A 14,550-nucleotide genomic window follows, 5' to 3' on the forward strand; every position below is an offset into this window, starting at 1 on the left:
GGCGGTTGGGGGAGGGACGGCAGCGGGGGCGGTTGGGGGAGTGGTGGCAGTGGGGGCAGGGGCGGGAGGTAATCGCCGGGGGCATGGTCCATTGCCCGATCATCGGACCGTCCCGCCGAGGCGCGGTAGCCGTTCGGGATCAAACCCCACTGGCCGGTGAACCCTTCTGAACTGCGGCGGAACGTTCGAACGGCGGGTGGTCACCCGTTCGAGGCGCGGGGGTCAGGGCCGCGGCGAGCGCCACCGCGGCGGCGGCGAGCACCGGCCACCCCGTGCCGAGCAGCAGCGCCAGCACCGCCGGGCAGCTCGCGGCGGCGGCCAGGCGCGCGGCGCCGTCCAGCACGCGGACCGCCGCGGCCGTGCAGGCCAGGTAGACGGCGAGGAACAGCGCCGTCGGCACGGCCACCAGTTGAGCGGTCGTCAGCACGCCCGTCCCGACCAGGGCGAACAGCGGGACGCCGGTCAGGGCGGTGGCCGCCACCACGGCGAGCGAACCGCGGCGCCCGGCGGCCGTGCCGGAGGGGAGCAGGGCGTCCAGCAGGGCGGCGGCGCCCGTCAGGTAGGTGTTGGTCGCGGCGAGGGTGAGCACCACCGCCGCACCGGCGGCCAGCAGCGGCCCCCGGGAGCCGACCGCGGCGCGCATCAGGTCGGCCAGCGGGACGGAGCCGCCCGCGCCCGGGCCGAGCACGGCCACCGTCGCGGCCGCCAGGCCCAGGCAGAGCAGCGAGGTCACGGCGAAGGCGATCAGCACCACCCGGCGCAGTTGGCGGCGCGGGTCGCGCAGCCGGGTGGTCAGCGAGGCGGCGGCCTCCCAGCCGACGAACGCGAACATCAGCGGCGGTGCCGCCCGCGCGACGCCGCTCCAGCCGTGCGGCAGGAAGGGCGTCCAGTGCGCGGCCCGGGCGGTCGGGGCCGCGCCGAGGACCGCGAACAGCACCAGGCCCACCAGGGCGGAGACCAGCGCCAGTTGGAGCCCCGCCCCGGTCCGCACCCCCAGCAGCCGGACCGCCAGCACCAGCGCCAGCAGCACCAGCCCCGCCCGGACGGCCGCGCCCCCGTCCGCGCCCACGGCCGCCGCCGCGTAGCTCCCGCCGATCAGGCAGACCACGGGCGCGCCCGCGACCACCCCCGCCAGGAAGCACCACCCGGCGGCCCGGCCCGCCCGCGCGCCCAACCCCGCGGCCGTGTACCCGGCGACGCCGCCGGAGGAGCCCAGCCGGGTGCCGAGCGCGCAGAACACCACCGCGATCAGACCGGACAGCCCGAGCAGCGCCAGCCACGCCAGCAGCGAGGCCGGCCCCGCCGCGCGCGCCGCCAGCCCCGGGAGCAGCAGCAGACTGGGGCCGAGCAGCGCGCCGACGTACAGCGCGGACGCCCCGGCGGTGGAGAGGAAGGCGGGCGACGGGGAGCGGGGGCCGGGACGGGGACGGGGACGGTGGGGGTGGGGGCGGGGTGCTGACGTGGTGTCGGTCATGCCCCGATCCTGGCCCGGACCGCGCGGCACCCGATGGCGAAATCCGCTCCGCGGCGGGGGCCCGGCGGCAGATCCTGCCGCCGGACGGCGGGTCGGCGGCAGGTCGTGCCGCGGGGCGGGAGCGGGAGGGGACGAGGGCCGGGGCGGGCGGCAGATTCCGTCGGGGGTACGCGGGTCGGCGTGGCGGATCCTGCCGCGGTGGCAGCGGGCGGCGGCACGCCGTGCCGGGGAACGGCCTGATCGGCGACGATTCCGCCACCGCACCGCTAGGGTGCACGGCATGTCGATCCCCCAGTACGACCGCATCGACCGCGCCATCCTGGCCCACCTCCAGCGGCACGGCCGGACCGCCAACGTCGACCTCGCCGAGGCCGTCCGGCTCTCGCCCTCCTCCGCGCTGCGGCGGACCAAGGCCCTGGAGGCGGACGGGGTGATCGCCGGGTACCGGGCCGAACTCGACCGCGACCGGGTCGGGTTGGGGCTGACGGTGTTCGTCGCGCTCCGGGTCGAGCAGCACTCGCGGGAGACCTCGCGGCACATCGAGGAGTCGCTGTGCGCGATCCCCGCGGTGGTCGCCTGCCACGTGGTCTCCGGCGAGGCCGACTTCCTGGTGGAGATCGCCGTACCGGACCTGGCCACCTACGAGCAGGTGCTGCTGGACGAGATCCTCGCCGTCGGCCCCGTCCGCGACGCCCGCTCCACCTTCGCCATCCGCACCGTCCGCTCCCGCGGCCCCCTCCCGCTCGACCACTGGCCGCCCCGCCCCGGCCGGTAGCCGGACCCGGCCGGGCCGACTCGCGCACGCGGGTGGCGGGGTCGGCCCGCCGGTCGTTCCGGAGCGGCCCACTCGTGGCGCCGCTCCACCGGCGACTGACCGCAGTGCCGGTGGAGCGGTGCCGGAGGGGGACGGGATCAGCTTGCGGTGCAGGTGACCGTCGGGACGGTGTTGGCGCCGGTGCGGGTGCCCTGGAAGCCGAAGGAGGTGCTGCCCCCCGCGGCGACGGAGCCGTTGTAGCCCGCGTTGACGGCGGAGACCGACGCCCCGGTCTGGGTGACCGTGGCGTTCCAGGCGTTGGTGACCTTCTGGTCACCGGCGTAGGTCCAGGTGACCTTCCAGGAGGTGACGGCGGAGCTGCCGGCCTTGACGGTGACGGCGGCGGTGAAGCCGCTGCCCCAGCCGCTGGTGGTGGTGTAGGTCGCGGTGCACCCCTTGTCGCCCGGGCCGGTGGTGCCGGTGGTGGTGACGGTGACCGGGGCGGACGCGGCGGAGGTGTTCCCGGCGGCGTCACGGGCCTTGACGGTGTAGGTGTAGGCGGTCCCGGCGGTCAGTCCGGTGTCCGTGTACGAGGTGCCGGTGACACCGGCGACCTTGCTGCCCCCGCGGTAGACGTCGTAGCCGGTGACCCCGGTGTCGTCGGTGGAGGCGGTCCAGGACAGCGCCGCAGCGGAGGCCGTCGCGGTGCCCGTCAGGCCGGTCGGCGCGGTCGGCGCCGTCGTGTCGCCACCCGTGCCCCCGCCGGTGTGCTTGAAGTCGCCGAGTTCGTCGAGGGTGACGACGTACGGGTCGTCGTACACCCGCTTGAGGAAGTCCAGGGAGTTGCTGCTGGTGTCCTGCTCGAAGCCGGCCCAGGCCACGAAGTACGACCAGTCGGCCCGGTAGGCGCGCAGCAGGTCGGGGTCCGGGACGGTGCCGACCTCCGACAGGGCGGCGACCTTGGTGTCGCCGGTCAGTGCCAGCTCGCGGTCGTAGGTGAGGGCCACCGGGCCGTGGTCGCCGGCCGTGGGGTAGGAGTCGGCGCTGACCACGTCGACCACGTCGTCACCGGGGTACCAGGCCGGGTCCACGGAGTTCCACTGCCAGATCAGGTTGTGGATGCCGTCGACCTCGGTGAGCCGGTCGTGCACCAGCCGGTAGAGGGCCTTGGCCGACTCCGGCCCCTTGGCGCCCCACCAGAACCATCCGCCCTCGGCCTCGTGCAGCGGACGCCAGATGACCGGCACGCCCGCGTCCTGCAGCCGCTTGAGCTGGACGGAGATGGCGTCGATGTCGCGCAGCAGCAGCTTGTAGTCCTCCGAGGTCGGGTCGGCCAGCGCCGCCTGGACGTCGAAGGTGGTGGAGTCGGTGTAGAAGCCGCGCCACCACTCCTTGCCGGGCTGGTCGATCAGCCCGCTGGGGGCGTTCCAGTGCCAGCAGAAGGCGACGATGCCGCCGCGCTTGTCCCAGGCGATGGCGTTGTCGGTGTCCTGGCCGGTGGTGCCGCGCTCCACCCGGCTGGGGGTGTAGTCCATCATGTCCAGGCCCTCGACGGCCGGGGCCTTGCCGACGTTGGCCTCGATCCACTGCTCGTGGGCGGCGTCCTGCTGGCCGCTGAGGATGTTCTTGCCGTAGTTCGCCGTCAGGTACTTCATCAGCGACTTGGCCTCGGGCGTGGCCTGGGGGTCGGTCAGTTCGCCGGTGACGGCGTGGGGCGGGCGGGCCGGGGCCGGGGTGAGGGAGACCGAGTCGATCAGGTACCACCCCCAGTCGTTGCTGATCGTCACGGTGTTGGTGCCGGCCTTCAGGAGCACGTTGCCGGCCGCGGCGTCCGTCCAGGCGGTGGTGGCGGGGAGCGAGACTTCCCCCACCCCGCTGCCGTTGACCAGCAGGTTGGCCTTCTTGTCGCCGTACGGTCCGGCGTAGCGGACCGACAGGCTGTAGAGGCCGCCGGGGCTGTCGGGCACGGTGACCGTCAGGCTGTCGCTCGCCTGGTCGAAGCCCTCGACGTAGCCGGTGCCCTGGAAGCCCGTGACCGACGTTCCGGCGGTCACGCCGTTCAGCGTGCCGTCCTCGGCCTGGTAGACCCGGGTCGAACCGGCGTCGGCCGCCTGGGCGGCGCCCGGTTGCAGGACCGCCGCCGCCGGGAGGGCGAGTGCGGCCGACAGCGTCAGGCCGAGCAGCCTGCTTCTGAACCGTGTGCGGGGGGACAAGAGGGCCTCCTCGTTCCATGGGGGCACAGTGACCTGGGCCAACTGTGTGGGAGCGCTCCCAAGGAAGCGTGGGGCGACCTGCGTGTCAAGGCGTCGCGGGCCCGGGCGCCCCCACCTGCTCCGTATCAAGTAACTTGCAGCACTCCGGATCGGGGGCTCCGCTGCCGAGCACCCCCCGCCCGGTCGGTATCCGGGGCGGCGGGGCGGCGGGCGGCGGGGTGGAAGATCGGCGGGTCAGCGGGTCAGCGGGTCAGCAGGTCAGGAGACGAAGCCGACCACGCCGAGGCCGGGGTGCTCCGCCGTCCGGCGCAGCCAGCCGCGGACGTCGGCGACCGCCTTCGCCACGTCGTACTCCAACTCCGGTGCAGCGCCGTCCCGTTCGGCCCGTTCGAACTCCGCCAGGGCTGCCAGGCACTGCTCGTGCGTCCACTCCCCGCAGCCCGGGAAATCCAGGCTGCGGGGCACCCCGGCGGGCAGGCCGCTCCTGTAGCCGAACTTCGCCACCGACACCGCGGCCACCCCCAGTGCGGCCAGGCCCTCGTCGACGGCGCTCAACCAGGCGCCCCGGAACGGGGAGAAGCTCGAGTTGTCGAGGAACTCGCCGCGCAGCGAGCACAGGCGCTGGTAGGCGTAGCCGTACTGGAAGGCGTGGTCGCGGTCCGCCGAGTAGGGGCCGCCGTGGACCAGGGCCCGCAGTGCCTCGGCGGCCCGCGGCGCGCCGTTCTCGATCTCGCAGGAGAACCAGTCGTCCGCCGAGGCGAGCTCGTCGCGGAGGCGGTCGGCGGCGAGCCGCAGCGGCCGCTCGTCGCCGGAACCGACCAGGCCGCGGGCGGCGGCGGGATCGAGCAGGAAGACGTTCAGGGAGGAGCTCATGCGGCCAACCCTAGGGTCGGGGGCCGACAGCCGGTCGGGCGGGGGGCAACGCGGCTCGGGCCGATGCGGCTCGGGTCAATGTGCCTGGGGCGGGGGCCAGTTGCCCGTCCGGGCCAGGGTCAGGACGAGGGCGGCGATGTTCCAGGCGTCGTCCGCGCCGCTGTGGTGGCGGCCCTCCAGGGGGAGCCCGGCGAGTTCGAGGGCGCGGGCCATGCCGGGGCGCTTGCGCAGGGCGCGGGCCTCGGTGAAGGCGGCCTTGGCGTTGGTGTGGTGACGGCCGAACGGGTAGGCGGTGCCGGTCGCCCGGCACTGGCGGGTGAACTGCAGGCGGTCGTAGTCGCCCCAGCTCGCCCACGGGCGGTGCCCCGCCCGGTGCTCGGCGGCCAGCAGGCGGCAGGCCTCGGCGAAGGACAGGCCGGTGGCCACCTCGGACTGCGTCAGTCCGGTCAGTTCGGTGCAGAAGGCGCTGACCGTCGAACGCTGCGGGCGGACCAGGACCCGGTGCCGACCGACCCGTCGGAGGGAGGACAGGTCGACCACCGTCAGCCCGATCTCGATGATCTCGCTGACCTGACCGGGCGGCGGCTGCCCGTCCCAGCAGGTGGCCTCGACGTCCACCACGTTCAACAGGTCCGGTTCCATGGCGGGATGATGCGCACCGCCCGCCGCCCCGGTCAACCGGATATCCCGGGGAGGGCGGGAGCGGGAGCGGCGGCGGGAGCGTAGCAGGCCGGGGCCGGACGGGCGGCGGCCCGGGGCGGGGGTTCACCCGGGGGAGGGGGCGGGGCTGGAAGGCGCGCGCGGGGCCGGGGAGGGTAGGGGCATGGAGACGGGACACGGGCCGCACGCCTTCGCCGACTCGGTGGTGCTGGCGGCGATCGCCCTGGTACGGGCCGGGGGCGGCGGGTCGGAGACGGCACTGCTGGACGAGTTCGTGGAGCGCCACGGCGTCGGCGCCTGCCGACCACTGGCGGTCGCGCTGGCGGAACTGGTCGCGCGGCAGGCCGCCGGGCGGGAGGTGCTGGCGGAGTGCCTGGAGGAGTGGGAGTTCGCGGTGCTGACCGGGACGTACTGGCAGCAGCCGTAGCGGCGCCCGCCGCCCGCTGCGCAGGCACCCCCGGCACCCGGCCCGGCAAGGGCGCACACCCGTGCCGGGCCTGGGCCGACATCCTCAACAACGGCTGAACCACGCCGTACACCAGGGGAGTTGAGCAGCAGCGGGCGGCTGGGGCGGCTCGTGGAGTCGACGGACAGCGGGGTCAACGGCGGCATCCACCTCGGGGCCTCGACACCCGGGTCGGCAGATGACACGCATGAGGTGGACAAGACCGCCCACCGGCTGTTCGCGAACGCCGCGGAGGCGGCGGGAGAGCCCGTGCTGGTCAGCCCGCCCGGCAATTCCGTGCACCACAGGTTCGCCGCCCAGGAGGGAATCGACGAGTAGGGGTGGAGGAGGCTGAAGGACCTCCTGCTCGAACTGGAGGAACTGAAGGAACTGAAGGAGCTGAGGCCGGAGTTCGACCTGTTCGCCCCGCTGCCCGTCAGGGACGCCTGCAACGGCGCCCTGGAGGGTCGGCGGCACTCTCCGTCACTCCCGTGCCCGGAGCCGGTCGGACGTTCGCACGCCGCCACCGGGCAGTGCACTGATGAAGCAGCCGTTCCGCAGGCCGATGACCCAGCCGGGGGCGGCGGAAGAAACGGGCACGTCCAGACGCCAGCCGTTGGCGAAGCGCACTCGAAGGCTGCCCGAATCGGCTGCACGGACCTCGGAGACCACCTGATCGAGCAGTTGCGGCAGTCGGTCGAGATTGGTTCGGGTGGAGGCGTGGACGGGAACGGCTCCGTGGTCCGTCGTCAGCTCGGCGGGGCCGCCGACCTCGATCCGGCTCGAACCGACGTGGAGTCGCAGGACGTTGCCGACGGTCAGCTCTCCGATGCCGACACCACGCATCGAGCGGACGTCCCAGCCCTCGCCCGTACGGTCGATCCCGTTCTCCATGCGGCAAGCTTACGGACCCCGGCTGCCACGGAGCCACGAACGGGCGCGGGTCGGCGCGGGGTGCGGGCGGGCTGGGCCGAGCCGGGCGGCGGGGGAGCCAAGAGGTGATCGGAGGGCGCCCGGCGGAGCGTCAACCAGCCTTTTCCGTCGCGTAGTCGGGTTCTCCGGGCGCACTGCTCCGGACACGTCCGGTGACGGGCGTTCACATCCGGTGCAGGATCGCCATACGACGGTAATGCAATCTTCACGGCTCGGTATCTACCCGCATAGACAACCGGCTGCCAGTCTGGCCCGGCACCGACACCCGCCCCTCCGCCGAGCCCAGGAGCGTCCCCGTGCCGAACCGTTTCCTCCGCCGCTTCGCCGCCGTCGCCGCCACCTCCGTCCTCGCCGCCGGAGCCGTCACGGCGAGCAGCGGCACCGCCCAGGCCGCGCTGCCCACCCCGGTCTCCGCCGCCACCGCCCGCAGCTACCTGACCCAGTTGAGCGTGAAGACCGAGAACCGCACCGGCTACAGCCGCGACCTGTTCCCGCACTGGATCACCATCTCCGGCGCCTGCAACACCCGCGAGACCGTCCTCAAGCGCGACGGCTCCGGCGTGGTCACCGACTCCAGCTGCGCCGCGACCTCCGGCAGTTGGTACTCCCCGTACGACGGCGCCACCTGGCACGCCGCCGCCGACCTGGACATCGACCACGTGGTGCCGCTCGCCGAGGCCTGGGACTCCGGCGCCTCCGCCTGGACCACCGCCCAGCGCCAGGCCTTCGCCAACGACCTGACCCGTCCCCAGCTGATAGCCGTCACCGACAGCGTCAACCAGGCCAAGGGCGACAAGGACCCGGCCGAGTGGCTGCCCTCCGTCACCGGCTACCGCTGCACCTACGCCCGCGCCTGGGTGCAGGTGAAGTACTACTACAAGCTGTCCGTGGACGGCGCCGAGAAGACCGCCCTGACCAACCTCCTCAACGGCTGCTGATCGCACCGCAGTTCGACCCGGACCGTCCGCGCGGAGCCGCCGTGCGGACGGGTTTGGGCCATTTGCGCCCGCGAACGACCGAAATGTCCGATCGGCGCGTCTTCGCCCTGGTCAACGCCCTTCTCCGGCATGCTTGCTGACTGAGCAGGGAGCAACGGTCGGCTGGATGCAGGCGGAGGGCGGGCGGATGGACAGGCGGAGCTTCCACCGGGCGGGGGTCGCGGCAGGCACCGGACTGTTCGCGGCCGCCGCGGGCGCTCGGACGCACGCCGCGTACGCGGCCCCCGCCTACGCGGCACCGGCCTACGCGACACCCCCGTACGCCCCGCAGGCCTACCCGCCGCCCCCCTACCCGGAGCCCGCGTACGCCGAACCGGCCTACCAGGAACCGGTGTACGCCGAACCCGCCTACCTGATGCCCGGGCCCGGCTACGTGGTGCCCCCGCGCCCGGCGCCCTACGGGCCGGTCCTCTCCGACGGGCTCGCGGTGCCGTGGACGCTGCGCCAGGTCGCCGCGGGCGACCTGAACGTCTGCTACGCGGAGTGCGGCCCGCTCGACGGCCCCGTGGTGGTGTGCCTGCACGGCTGGCCCTACGACATCCACAGCTACGCCGAGGTCGCCCCGCTGCTCGCGGTCCGCGGCTACCGCGTCCTGGTGCCCTACCTGCGCGGCCACGGCCGCACCAGGTTCCGCTCCGAGCAGACCCCGCGCAACGCCCAACAGGCCGCCGTCGCCCGCGACCTGATCGCCCTGCTCGACGCGCTCGGGATCAGCCGGGCCCTGCTCGCCGGGTTCGACTGGGGCGCCCGGACGGCCGCCATCGTCGCCGCGCTGCGCCCCGAGCGGGTCAAGGCGCTGGTCACCGTCGGCGGCTACCTGATCACCGACGTCCACGCCCAGGCCGACCCGCTCAACGCCGAGGCCGAGCACGCCTGGTGGTACCAGTACTACTTCACCACCGAACGCGGCCGCCGCGCCCTGCTCGACCGGCGGCTGCGCCGCGACCTGTGCCGACTGGTGTGGCAGACCGTCTCGCCCGCCTGGCGCTTCGAGGAACGCGTCTTCGACCGCACCGCCACCGCCTTCGACAACCCCGACTACCCCGAGATCGTGGTCCACAACTACCGCTGGCGGCTCGGCCTGGCGGGCGGCGAACGCCGCTACGACGCCGACGAGCGGCGGCTCGCCGACCGGCCGGTGATCACCGTCCCCACCGTCGCGCTCGACCCCGCCCTCGACCCGTTCACCGCCCCCGGCAACGGACGCGCCTACCGCGACCGCTTCGCCGGACCCTACCTGCACCGCACCGTCGACGGCGTCGGCCACAACCTGCCGCAGGAGGCCCCCGGCGAGTTCGTCCGGGCGGTGCTCGACGCCGACCGGCTGTGAGGGCGGCGCGGCTGTGAGGGCGGTGCGGCTGTGAGGGCGGTGCGGCTGTGAGGGCGGCGCGGCTGTGAGGGCGGCGCGGTCGGGCGGCATCGGCGGGATGAAGAACCGACGAACAGTCAGCAGGCGCTCTGGATAAGCTGCTACCCGTCGGTAATCATCGGGTGGCGTGACCGAACCCACCAGCACCACCGCGCCCCGCCCGCCGCGCCGCCGGGTGATCCAGGCCGCCGCCCTCACCGCCGGGGCCCTCGCCCTGCCGCTCACCACCGCCACCGGCCGCGCCGCCGCCGACGCCGCCGACGCCCCGCGGTTCCTGCACGGCGTGGCCTCCGGCGACCCGCTGCCCGACGGCGTCCTGCTGTGGACCCGCCTCACCCCCACCCCCGACGCCGCGCCCGGCTCCGGACTCGGCCCCGACACCGCCGTCCGCTGGCAGGTCGCCACCGACCGGGACTTCACCGCCCTCGTCGCGACCGGCACCGTCACCACCACCGCCGCCACCGACCACACCGTCAAGGCCGACGTCCGCGGCCTGCGGCCCGACACCGCCTACTGGTACCGCTTCACCACCGCCGACGGCACGACCTCCCCCGCCGGCCGCACCCGCACCACCCCCGCCACCGACGCCCCCCTCGCCCGGCTGCGCCTGGGCGTCGCCTCCTGCGCCAACTGGGAGGCCGGCTACTTCTCCGCCTACCGCCACCTCGCCGCCCGCGGCGACCTGGACGCCTTCCTCTTCCTCGGCGACTACGTCTACGAGTACGCCACCGGCGCCTACGCCGCCCGCGGCACCGTCGTGCGCCCGCACGCCCCCGCCCACGAGATCCTCACCCTCGCCGACTACCGCACCCGGCACGGCCGCTACAAGACCGACCCCGACCTGCAGGCGCTGCACGCCGCCGTCCCCACCGTCGCGATCTGGGACGACCACGAGTTCGCCAACGACGCCTGGTCCGGCGGCGCCGAGAACCACACCCCCGGCACCGAGGGCGACTGGGCCGCCCGGGTCGCCGCCGCCAAGCAGGCCTACTTCGAGTGGATGCCGGTCCGCCCCTCCGTGGCGGGCACCACCTACCGGCGGCTGCGCTACGGCAAGCTCGCCGACCTGCACCTGCTCGACCTGCGCTCCTTCCGCTCCCAGCAGGCCGCGATCGGCGACGGCCGGGTCGACTCCGCCGACCGCACCCTCACCGGCCGGGCCCAACTCGACTGGCTCAAGGCCGGACTGGCCGCCTCCGACACCACCTGGCGCCTGGTCGGCAACGAGGTGATGATCTCCCCGGTGGCGTTCCTCTCGGTGCCCGACCACCTGCTCCGCCCGCTCGCCCAGCTGTTCGGCCTGCCCGGCGAGGGCCTCGCCGTCAACGTCGACCAGTGGGACGGCTACACCCACGACCGGCGCGAACTGCTCGCCCACCTCCAGGACCACCGCATCACCAACACCGTCTTCCTCACCGGCGACATCCACTCCGCCTGGGCCTGCGACGTCCCCTTCGAGGCCGCCACCTACCCCGCCTCCGGCAGCGCCGCCACCGAGTTCGTCGTCACCTCCGTCACCAGCGACAACATTGACGACATCCTCCAGGTCGCCCCCGGCACCCTCTCGCTGGTCGCCGCCGCCGCGATCCAGGCCGCCAACCGGCACGTCAAGTGGACCGACCTCGACTCGCACGGCTACGGCGTCCTCGACCTCACCGCCGACCGCGCCCAGATGGACTACTACGTCCTCTCCGACCGCACCAGGCCCGACGCCACCAGCCGCTGGACCCGCTCCTACCGCACGAAGAACGGCACCCAGCGGCTCGAACGGGTCTACGCCCCGGTCTCCTGACCCGCCCGACGCTACGGGGCCCGCCGACGGCCCGGGGACGTTGACGGGCCGGGGGCGTTGACGGGCCGTCGGAAAACCCTTTGCGTCCGAACCGCACCCCGGCGGATACTCCCTGCGCCGGAAGGAGCGCTGTTTGGAGATCCTCGCCTGCGCGCACTGCGGGGCCGCCCTCACCGGGCCCGTCACCCGGGTCCGGTTCCCGCCGTACGCCAACCACCCGGTGGGCAACGGCCACCCGATGCCCGTCCTGATGGACGCCGGGACGTACGCGGTCGACCCCGAGCCGTCCGGCGGGCCGTGGCGGCCCTGGGCGGACCTCGCCGAGGGGGAGGCCGAGGCGCGCGGCTACTACGCGCCCGTCGCAGGGGTGCGGGACGGCCGGGTCGGCCGGCTGCTGTGCGCGCCCGGCGACGCCACCGGCACGGTGCTCGTCCCCGAACGCGCCGACGGCACCTGCTGCGGCATCACGGGCGACAACCTCTCCTGCGCCTCCTGCCTGCGCCCGGTCGGCGGGCGCGACGACGGCTGCTCGATCTGGCAGGCCGCCCGGTTCGACCCCCGTGCGGTGCGCACCGTCCCCGCGGGGCCCGACCGGCCGCCCGCCGACTGGACGGAACTGGTCCACGACCGCTCGGGGCCGCTGCCGGTCAGCGAGCGGGGCCGGTGGAACGAACGGTGCACGCAGGAGACGACGCTGGCGCTCGCGCACCTGATCGCGGCCGCCGACGGCCACCCCGTCCGGATCGAGCACGGCCACGCCACCGCACTCCTCGGCCCGGAACTCGCCCGCCGCCTGGGCACCGCCACCGCCACCGGCCCCGCCAAGCGCTGCGCCCTGCACGGCCCCGACCTGCCGCTCGTCGGCCCCCGACCCGACCTCGCCCTCGTCCCGCTGCACCCGCAGACCGGCGAGGTGTGGCCCGCCCCGCCCGGCGTCCGCGCCGTCCCGCTGCACGTCGAGGTCTGGCGCCACCTGGCCTTCCACGACGAACGCCCCGCCGTCCGGGCCGGGCGCCTGCTCCGCGCCGAACTCGCCCGCGACGACCCGCAACCGCTGCACCGCGGCTACTGGCTGTGGGTCGACCACCGGCTGATGCGGGACGTCCTGGCCCGGCACCCCGCCGTCCGCAGGCCGGGAGTCCGCGCCGTGTACGACGTGCTCCTGCGCGGCTACGACCATTGAACGAGGAAGGAGCGCCGCTCGAAGACCCCCGCCCGCGCGGCGGCCCTCACCAGGCCCGTCACCCGGGTCCGGGCGTCGTGGGGGCGGGGCGTCGGCCGGGGGTCGGTCAGGTGGCGGGCGTGCCGGTGGCGGGGAGGAAGCCGCCCGCCAGTTCGGTCTGCCGTGCCGTCTCGTTCAGCCAGTCCTGGAAGTGCTCGTACCGCAGCGGGGGAGACGCCGGGAAGTCCGGCCGCAGCGCGCCCAGCGGGAAGAACGCCACCCGGCAGGCGCGGCACAGCCAAGCCACCCGCCACACCTTGTGCACCAGCGTCCACTGTTCGTACGAGACCGGCCAACCGCCCTGCGCCAGGCGGCGCTTGCGGGCCGCCTGGCGCACCAGCCAGCCGGCCACCAGGAGGGCCGCCACGACCAGCAGGCGCACCACCAGCTCGCCCGCGAGGTACGCCAAGTCCTCCCGCGCCGCGTGCTGCATCACCGAGAGCGAGCCGAGCACCGACAGGCCCGACAGCCCCGCCAGTACGTACAGGACCGTGCTGCCCGGGCTCACGCTCTTCGGCTCGCGCGGCACGTCCAGCAGCCTGCGGGTCGGACGGTCCATCTCCTCGCGCGGGTCGTTCAGCGCGGCCGTGACCAGCAGCGTGCGGTCGGCCGTCGAGCACGAAGGGCAGGCGGCAGTCATCGGGGGCGGCTCCGGAACGGAAGGAGGACAGGTCGGCCAGCACTATAGGCCCACCGGACGACGTGTTCGAACCAAATAACCTGCCGCACAAGGCTCCAGACGCACCCCGACCCACCGAAGGGACGCCCCCGCCCGTGACCGACACCCCCCACCCCCTGCTGTCCCACCTGCTGGCCGCCGCGGAGGGCCGCTTCCCGCTCGCGGACGGAGGGGTGACGGTCCTGCCGCCGCTGCCCGGCGGCCTCGAGTGCTCGGTCGCCTTCACCGGACACGCCGTCATCGCCACCGCCCAGGACGCCGAGCAGGTCGCCGCCGCCGGAGCGGACGGCTTCGGCGGCTCCCTCGCCCCGCGGTTCCTGCTCCGCCTGGCCGGCCCCGACGGCTGGATCGGCGTCACCGACGCCACCCTCACCGCCCGCGCCACCGGCGGCCCGCCCCGGCTCGACACCCTCCACCACCTCGACGACCACCCGCGCGTCCGCTTCGCCCGCTCCCTGCGCAGCCGCGTCACCGTCCACGGCGACGAACGCGGACTGGTCACCCTCGCCGAGGGCCTGGCCGGACGCCGCGAACTCAGCATCGAACTCGACCCCACCCACCCCGACGGCCGCGGCCACGGCCGCTCCCTGCTGCGCGACGCCCTCACCCTCCTGCCCGCCGGGACCCCCCTCTTCGCCGCCGTCGCCCCAGGCAACGCCCGCTCCCTGCGCGCCTTCCTCGCCACCGGCTTCACCCCCGTCGGCAGCGAGGTCCTGCTCCGCCCCGCCCGGGAGCGGACCACGGGTGTGCCGGAGCGCGACACCTGGCATCGCAGCTCGCCGACCGATTGAGGGGTACCGAGCGACGAGGAGCACGGCAGCCCCGGCAGCCCCCCGAAGCCCCGCCGGAAGATCTGCCGGATCGGCGGACCGGGAGCGACCGCGTCGACGCGGGCCTGCTCGGCTTCAGCGTGCGTGTCCATGGCCGACGCAGCCTACGCGGGCTCCAGTGCGACAGAGCAGGTGCGCAGCGGCCCCCTGAGTTTCGCTGCGCCTGTGCGGAGGCGGGAATCCGCACGGACGGGAATCCGCCCTGTGCAGTCGTCATGACGGATCGTCGACCGTGTCCGAGCGACCTGTCCGACGCCTGCCGGGCCCTGGTGGAGCCCGCCCCCACCGCCTGGTCGACTACCGCTGGC

At 74.6% G+C, this 14,550-nt stretch carries 14 protein-coding genes; 8 read left to right on the forward strand and 6 right to left on the reverse strand.

The genetic code is table 11. The annotated features are described in order from the left end of the window. Nucleotides 1–139 precede the first annotated feature (139 nt). Nucleotides 140–1,474, reverse strand: a complete 1,335-nt coding sequence (locus OO57_RS30995; RefSeq protein WP_033256055.1) for an APC family permease — start codon at nt 1,472–1,474, stop codon at nt 140–142. Nucleotides 1,475–1,754: 280 nt separating this feature from the next. Here OO57_RS30995 and OO57_RS31000 point away from each other — a divergent pair, with 280 nt between their 5' ends. Then, a complete protein-coding gene (locus OO57_RS31000; protein ID WP_033256056.1) occupies nt 1,755–2,249 on the forward strand; it encodes an Lrp/AsnC family transcriptional regulator in 495 nt (164 codons plus the stop codon). 137 nt (nt 2,250–2,386) lie between these two features. Here the strand turns inward: OO57_RS31000 and OO57_RS46160 are convergent, their stop codons facing one another. From OO57_RS46160 to OO57_RS31015, 3 genes are all read right to left on the reverse strand, one after another. Next, a complete protein-coding gene (locus tag OO57_RS46160; RefSeq protein WP_063737677.1) occupies nt 2,387–4,441 on the reverse strand; it encodes a glycosyl hydrolase in 2,055 nt (684 codons plus the stop codon). Nucleotides 4,442–4,699: 258 nt separating this feature from the next. After that, entirely contained in the window at nt 4,700–5,314 is a 615-nt protein-coding gene (locus OO57_RS31010; RefSeq protein ID WP_033256057.1) for a DUF7691 family protein, read from the reverse strand. A gap of 75 nt (nt 5,315–5,389) precedes the next feature. Next, nucleotides 5,390–5,956, reverse strand: a complete 567-nt coding sequence (locus tag OO57_RS31015; protein ID WP_033256058.1) for a 3'-5' exonuclease — start codon at nt 5,954–5,956, stop codon at nt 5,390–5,392. A gap of 181 nt (nt 5,957–6,137) precedes the next feature. On the opposite strand from OO57_RS31015, the gene OO57_RS31020 reads away from it, so the two are divergent. Together OO57_RS31020 and OO57_RS31025 are read left to right on the forward strand one after the other, a co-directional pair. Continuing rightward, on the forward strand, nt 6,138–6,401 hold the full coding sequence (locus OO57_RS31020) for a hypothetical protein (RefSeq protein ID WP_033256059.1): 264 nt from the start codon (nt 6,138–6,140) through the stop codon (nt 6,399–6,401). 120 nt (nt 6,402–6,521) lie between these two features. After that, a complete protein-coding gene (locus tag OO57_RS31025; RefSeq protein WP_158715287.1) occupies nt 6,522–6,758 on the forward strand; it encodes a hypothetical protein in 237 nt (78 codons plus the stop codon). 144 nt (nt 6,759–6,902) lie between these two features. Here OO57_RS31025 and OO57_RS31030 read toward each other — a convergent pair whose 3' ends face one another. Continuing rightward, a complete protein-coding gene (locus OO57_RS31030) occupies nt 6,903–7,313 on the reverse strand; it encodes a DUF6188 family protein (protein WP_033256061.1) in 411 nt (136 codons plus the stop codon). A gap of 335 nt (nt 7,314–7,648) precedes the next feature. On the opposite strand from OO57_RS31030, the gene OO57_RS31035 reads away from it, so the two are divergent. The 4 genes from OO57_RS31035 to OO57_RS31050 all read left to right on the forward strand — a co-directional run bounded on the left by OO57_RS31035 (nt 7,649) and on the right by OO57_RS31050 (nt 12,694). Further along, on the forward strand, nt 7,649–8,290 hold the full coding sequence (locus OO57_RS31035; RefSeq protein WP_033256062.1) for an HNH endonuclease family protein: 642 nt from the start codon (nt 7,649–7,651) through the stop codon (nt 8,288–8,290). A 187-nt stretch (nt 8,291–8,477) separates the two neighbouring features. Further along, nucleotides 8,478–9,680 carry an alpha/beta fold hydrolase gene (locus tag OO57_RS31040; protein ID WP_234337586.1) on the forward strand — a complete coding sequence of 401 codons (1,203 nt, stop codon included), beginning with the start codon at nt 8,478–8,480 and terminating at the stop codon, nt 9,678–9,680. 166 nt (nt 9,681–9,846) lie between these two features. Further along, nucleotides 9,847–11,511 carry an alkaline phosphatase D family protein gene (locus OO57_RS31045; RefSeq protein WP_033256063.1) on the forward strand — a complete coding sequence of 555 codons (1,665 nt, stop codon included), beginning with the start codon at nt 9,847–9,849 and terminating at the stop codon, nt 11,509–11,511. A 133-nt stretch (nt 11,512–11,644) separates the two neighbouring features. Beyond that, nucleotides 11,645–12,694 (forward strand): hypothetical protein, encoded by a 1,050-nt coding sequence (locus OO57_RS31050; protein ID WP_033256064.1) that lies wholly within the window; start codon nt 11,645–11,647, stop codon nt 12,692–12,694. A 106-nt stretch (nt 12,695–12,800) separates the two neighbouring features. On the opposite strand, the gene OO57_RS31055 is transcribed toward OO57_RS31050, so the two are convergent. Continuing rightward, nucleotides 12,801–13,373 carry a hypothetical protein gene (locus OO57_RS31055; protein WP_033256065.1) on the reverse strand — a complete coding sequence of 191 codons (573 nt, stop codon included), beginning with the start codon at nt 13,371–13,373 and terminating at the stop codon, nt 12,801–12,803. A 134-nt stretch (nt 13,374–13,507) separates the two neighbouring features. On the opposite strand from OO57_RS31055, the gene OO57_RS31060 reads away from it, so the two are divergent. Then, the gene (locus OO57_RS31060; protein ID WP_051778468.1) at nt 13,508–14,203 is read left to right on the forward strand and encodes a hypothetical protein; all 696 of its coding nucleotides are present in this window, start codon (nt 13,508–13,510) and stop codon (nt 14,201–14,203) included. Nucleotides 14,204–14,550 lie beyond the last annotated feature (347 nt).

Source organism: Kitasatospora phosalacinea, assembly GCF_000717185.1.
Lineage (GTDB): Bacteria > Actinomycetota > Actinomycetes > Streptomycetales > Streptomycetaceae > Kitasatospora > Kitasatospora phosalacinea_A.

What these genes read in the sequence shown, in the direction of transcription:
- OO57_RS30995 (WP_033256055.1), bottom strand. Translation starts at nt 1,474, where the DNA reads ATGACCGACACCACGTCAGCACCCCGCCCCCACCCCCACCGTCCCCGT.
- OO57_RS31000 (WP_033256056.1), top strand. Translation starts at nt 1,755, where the DNA reads ATGTCGATCCCCCAGTACGACCGCATCGACCGCGCCATCCTGGCCCAC.
- OO57_RS31010 (WP_033256057.1), bottom strand. Translation starts at nt 5,314, where the DNA reads ATGAGCTCCTCCCTGAACGTCTTCCTGCTCGATCCCGCCGCCGCCCGC.
- OO57_RS31015 (WP_033256058.1), bottom strand. Translation starts at nt 5,956, where the DNA reads ATGGAACCGGACCTGTTGAACGTGGTGGACGTCGAGGCCACCTGCTGG.
- OO57_RS31020 (WP_033256059.1), top strand. Translation starts at nt 6,138, where the DNA reads ATGGAGACGGGACACGGGCCGCACGCCTTCGCCGACTCGGTGGTGCTG.
- OO57_RS31030 (WP_033256061.1), bottom strand. Translation starts at nt 7,313, where the DNA reads ATGGAGAACGGGATCGACCGTACGGGCGAGGGCTGGGACGTCCGCTCG.
- OO57_RS31040 (WP_234337586.1), top strand. Translation starts at nt 8,478, where the DNA reads ATGGACAGGCGGAGCTTCCACCGGGCGGGGGTCGCGGCAGGCACCGGA.
- OO57_RS31055 (WP_033256065.1), bottom strand. Translation starts at nt 13,373, where the DNA reads ATGACTGCCGCCTGCCCTTCGTGCTCGACGGCCGACCGCACGCTGCTG.